The organism is Methylobacterium sp., assembly GCF_019750675.1.
GTDB lineage: Bacteria > Pseudomonadota > Alphaproteobacteria > Rhizobiales > Beijerinckiaceae > Methylobacterium.
Genome location: NZ_JAIEOF010000113.1, coordinates 1 through 3,756 on the forward strand (window position 1 = coordinate 1; position 3,756 = coordinate 3,756).

The window sequence follows — 3,756 nt, forward strand, 5'->3', positions numbered from 1 at the left end:
GGCGACCAGCTGCGCCAGCACGCCCTGACGATCCTGCTGAACGTGGAGCAACTGCGCAGCGACCTGTCCGAATTCGCCCACGGGGTGCGCGGCCGCGTCCGCCTCAGCGCCAGCGCCTCGGCGGTGGAGCAGTTCCTGCCCGGCGATATGGCCCGCTTCGCCCGGGCGCATCCCGACATCCGCATCGACCTGCGCCAGCGCAGCAGCCGCACCGTGGCGCAGGACGTGATCGAGGGTGAGGCGGATCTCGGTATCTGCGGCGCCTGCGAGCCCGGCCATCCCCTGGCGGCGCGTCCCTACCGCATCGAGCGCCTCGTCCTCGTCATGCCGCAGGGGCATGCGCTGGCGGCGCGCAGCCACGTCGCCTACGCCGAGGCCCTGGATTTCGAGCAGGTCGGCATGCGCGGCAGCAGCACCGTCCAGATCCATCTAAACCGGGTCGCCCGCGAGGCGCGGCGCGCCCTGCGTCAGCGGGTCGAGGTCGACAGCCTCTCGGCCATGTGCCGGATGATCGAATGCGGCATGGGCATCGGCGTGATGGCCGAGGGCGCCTTCCGGGCTCTGGGCGAGCGCCACCTGCACGCGGCCGAACTCACCGACGCCTGGGCGGTGAGTGCCCTCAACCTCTACGCCCGCGATTTCTCCGCGCTGTCGGGGCCGGCCACGCGGTTCGTCGAGGGCCTTCTCGCCCTGGAGGCCGTCGCCTGAGGCGCGTTCGGCGTACCGATGCGTCGGGCGCCGAACGCGGCTCCGATCCAGCCGGAAACCGCATCAGAGGGCGGGTGGCAGCCAGATCGGAAGCGCCGCCGCATCGACGGGGCGGGGCAGCAGGCCCTCGGCGCGGAAGGCCTCCGCGATGGTCTGCTGCTCGGCGAGGCCTTCGCGGGTCACCGGCTCAACGGCGTAGCTGCGCCGGGCGTTCGCCTGGGCGACGATGGCCGGGTCGAGCTTCCACAGGGCGCCGAGGCGGGCGGCGGCGGCCTCCGGGTCGGCCTTCACCCAGGCGCCGGTCTCGCGCAGCCTGCCGAACAGGATCGCCAGCACGTCGGCGCGCCGCGTCGCGTAGTCGGCACCGGCCAGATAGTAGCGCTTGTACTGGGACAGGCCCGTACCGTCGCGCAGGGTCCGGGCGCCCGTCTGCCGCTCGGCCGCCGACAGGAACGGGTCCCAGGCGACCCAGGCCTCGACGCTGCCGCTGGCGAGCGCCGCGCGGCCGTCCGAGGGCGTGAGATAGGCCGGGCTGATCGCCTTGAAGGGGAGCTTCTCCGCCGCGAGAGCCGCCAGCAGCAGGTAGTGGCTGCCGGCGCCCTTGGTCACCGCGACCTTGCGGCCCTTGAGGTCGGCCACCGACCGGATCGGCGAATCGGCCGCGACCAGGATCGCCTGCGCGGTCGGCGAGGCCGCCTCCTGGGCCACGTAGGTGATCCGCGCCTGGGCCGCCTGGGCGAAGATCGGCACGGTGTCGGCGACATCCGCCGACACGTCGATCTGCCCGGCATTGAGCGCCTCCATGATCGGCAGGCCGCTGGTGAACTCGTGCCACGAGACCGTGACGTTCAGCGGCGCCAGGGCCTTCTCCAGGGCGGCATCCTCCTTCAGCAGCGCGATCAGCGTCGAGGATTTCTGGAAGCCGATGCGGAGCCTGTCCGCATCGGCGGCCCGCCCGGCGCCGGGCACCAGGGCGAGGAGGCTCAGACCGGCGGCGGCGCGCAAGGCGTGGCGGCGATGGATCATGGCGTCGGGTCTCGTCAGGGATGCTTGTGGATCGGGTCGACCCAGTGGACGGTCTCGGGCCGCTCGACGGGCTCGACATCGGTGATGTTGACCACCACGGCCTCGTTGTCGGAGCGTACCAGGACGCAGTTCAGGGGCTGGTCCGGATCGGCGTTGATCTCTTGGTGCGGCACGTAAGGCGGCACGAAGATGAAATCGCCGGGGCCGGCCTCGGCCACGTATTCGAGCCGGTCGCCCCAGCGCATGCGGGCGCGGCCGGAGACCACGTAGATCACGCTCTCCAGGGCGCCGTGGTGGTGGACGCCAGTCTTGGCGTCGGGGGCGATCGCCACGGTGCCGGCCCAGATCTTCTGGGCGCCGACGCGGGCATGGTTGATCGCCGCCTGCCGGAACATGCCCGGCGTCTGGGCCGTGTTGGCGTCGAGCTTGTCGCCCGGGATCACCCGCACGCCGTCGTGCTTCCAGCGCTCGGCCGGTGCCGCGTGCGCGTGGTCGTCGGGGTGGTGGGCATGATCGTCGTGCGGGTGGAGATGGTCGTGGTCGCCGTGCATGGATCGCCTCTCGCGCTTTGGGTGGCGGCCTATCGTACCGCAGCCGCGCCCGGTTCGAAGCTGCGATCGAGGATCGCCTCGGCCTTCGGCGCGCGGCCCGCCGGGATGAGGCCCGCGCGCACGTAGAGGTCGATGTTGCGCTGCTCGTCGGCGATCACGGCGTCGTCGATCGGAACGGCCCGGTACTGGGCCCGCGCGAACCAGCGCAGGGGCACCGCCTCGGGCAGGCCGATGAGCTTCGACCAGGCGGCGGCGTAGGGGGCGGGATCCTTCAGGGCCCAGTCCCGCGCCGCCACGAGGCGCCGGCCGAAATCGGCGAGCTGCGCCCGCTTGGTCTTCAGCGCAGCGTCGCTCGCCACCGCGAAGCTCAGGCCCGGAGTGATGCCGTTGCCGTCCCGCACCACCCGGGCGAGGCCGGCGAGCTCGGCGGTGGAGGTGTAGGGCTCCCAGGTCGCCCAGGCATCGACGCTGCCGCTGGCGAGCGCGATCTTGGCATCCGCCGGCGGCAGGAAGCGCAGGGTCACGGCGCTCGCCGGCAGGCCCGCCTCTTCCAGCGCCGCGAGCACGACCTGATGGCCGATGGAGCCGCGATTCGTGGCGATGCTCTTCCCCTTCAGGTCGGAGACGGACCGGATCGGCGAATCCTTGCCGACCAGGATCGCGAGGCCGTCCTGCCGGTTGCGGAAGGCGAGGTACGCCTTCACCGGCACCCCGGCGGCCGCCGCGAAGGTGAAGGGCGCGTCGCCGACCCCGCCGGCATCGATCGCCCCGGCATTGAGCGCCTCCAGCAGCGGCGCCGCGGCGGGGAACTCGCTCCAGTCGAGGCGGTAGGGCAGGTCGGCCAGCACGCCGGCCGCCTCCATCAGTGCGCGGGCGTTGCCGCGCTGGTCGCCGACGCGCAGCACCGTCTCGTCGGCGCGGGCGAGCCCCGCGAGGGCCACCAATGTCGGGGCGAGGAGCGCGAGGACCGCGAGGCGGAAACGCATCACGCCGCCTCCGCTCGGGAGCCGCGCCGGGCCAGCAGCCGGCGGACGGCCGGGATCAGGTCGCGGCCATACGCGATGGCATCCTCCAGCGGATCGAAGCCGCGGATCAGGAAGGTGCGCACCCCGAGGTCGTGATAGGCGAGCAACGCCTCGGCGACCTGCTCGGGCGTGCCCACGAGGGCGGTGGAATTGCCCGAGGCCCCGGTCTCCCGCGCGATGGCGGTGTAGAGGCGCGCGTCGAGGCGGTTCCCCTGCGCGGCCGCCGCCAGCAGCCGGCGCGAGCCCTCGTTCTGCGGGGCGGCCGCGGGCCCGAGCCCCTGCGCGGCCCGGGTGGCGCGGGTGCGGGCCAGGATGTCCTCCGCCCGCGCCCAGGCGGCCTCCTCGGTGTCGGCCAGAATCGGCCGGAACGACAGGCTGAAGCGCGGGTCGCGCCCGTGCGGGGCCGCCGCCGCGCGGACCGTCCGAATCGCCTCGCGGACCTGATC

The 3,756-nt window shown here is 73.3% G+C and carries 5 protein-coding genes; 1 reads left to right on the forward strand and 4 read right to left on the reverse strand.

The features are described 5' to 3' along the window. Positions 1–708, forward strand: a 708-nt coding sequence (locus K2X24_RS05885; protein WP_292495616.1) for a LysR substrate-binding domain-containing protein, incomplete at its 5' end; no start/stop codon positions are given. A gap of 63 nt (positions 709–771) precedes the next feature. On the opposite strand, the gene K2X24_RS05890 is transcribed toward K2X24_RS05885, so the two are convergent. The 4 genes from K2X24_RS05890 to K2X24_RS05905 form a co-directional block, all read right to left on the reverse strand. Further along, on the reverse strand, positions 772–1,734 hold the full coding sequence (locus K2X24_RS05890) for an aliphatic sulfonate ABC transporter substrate-binding protein (RefSeq protein WP_292495618.1): 963 nt from the start codon (positions 1,732–1,734) through the stop codon (positions 772–774). Positions 1,735–1,748: 14 nt separating this feature from the next. Beyond that, positions 1,749–2,285 (reverse strand): cupin domain-containing protein, encoded by a 537-nt coding sequence (locus tag K2X24_RS05895; RefSeq protein WP_292495620.1) that lies wholly within the window; start codon positions 2,283–2,285, stop codon positions 1,749–1,751. 29 nt (positions 2,286–2,314) lie between these two features. Continuing rightward, the gene (locus tag K2X24_RS05900; protein WP_292495623.1) at positions 2,315–3,271 is read right to left on the reverse strand and encodes an ABC transporter substrate-binding protein; all 957 of its coding nucleotides are present in this window, start codon (positions 3,269–3,271) and stop codon (positions 2,315–2,317) included. Then, positions 3,271–3,756, reverse strand: a 486-nt coding sequence (locus tag K2X24_RS05905; protein ID WP_292495626.1) for an LLM class flavin-dependent oxidoreductase, incomplete at its 5' end; no start/stop codon positions are given. The genes K2X24_RS05905 and K2X24_RS05900, both read right to left, overlap by 1 nt.

Coding starts and splice junctions, on each gene's coding strand:
- K2X24_RS05890 (WP_292495618.1), bottom strand. CDS start 1,734: ATGATCCATCGCCGCCACGCCTTGCGCGCCGCCGCCGGTCTGAGCCTC.
- K2X24_RS05895 (WP_292495620.1), bottom strand. CDS start 2,285: ATGCACGGCGACCACGACCATCTCCACCCGCACGACGATCATGCCCAC.
- K2X24_RS05900 (WP_292495623.1), bottom strand. CDS start 3,271: ATGCGTTTCCGCCTCGCGGTCCTCGCGCTCCTCGCCCCGACATTGGTG.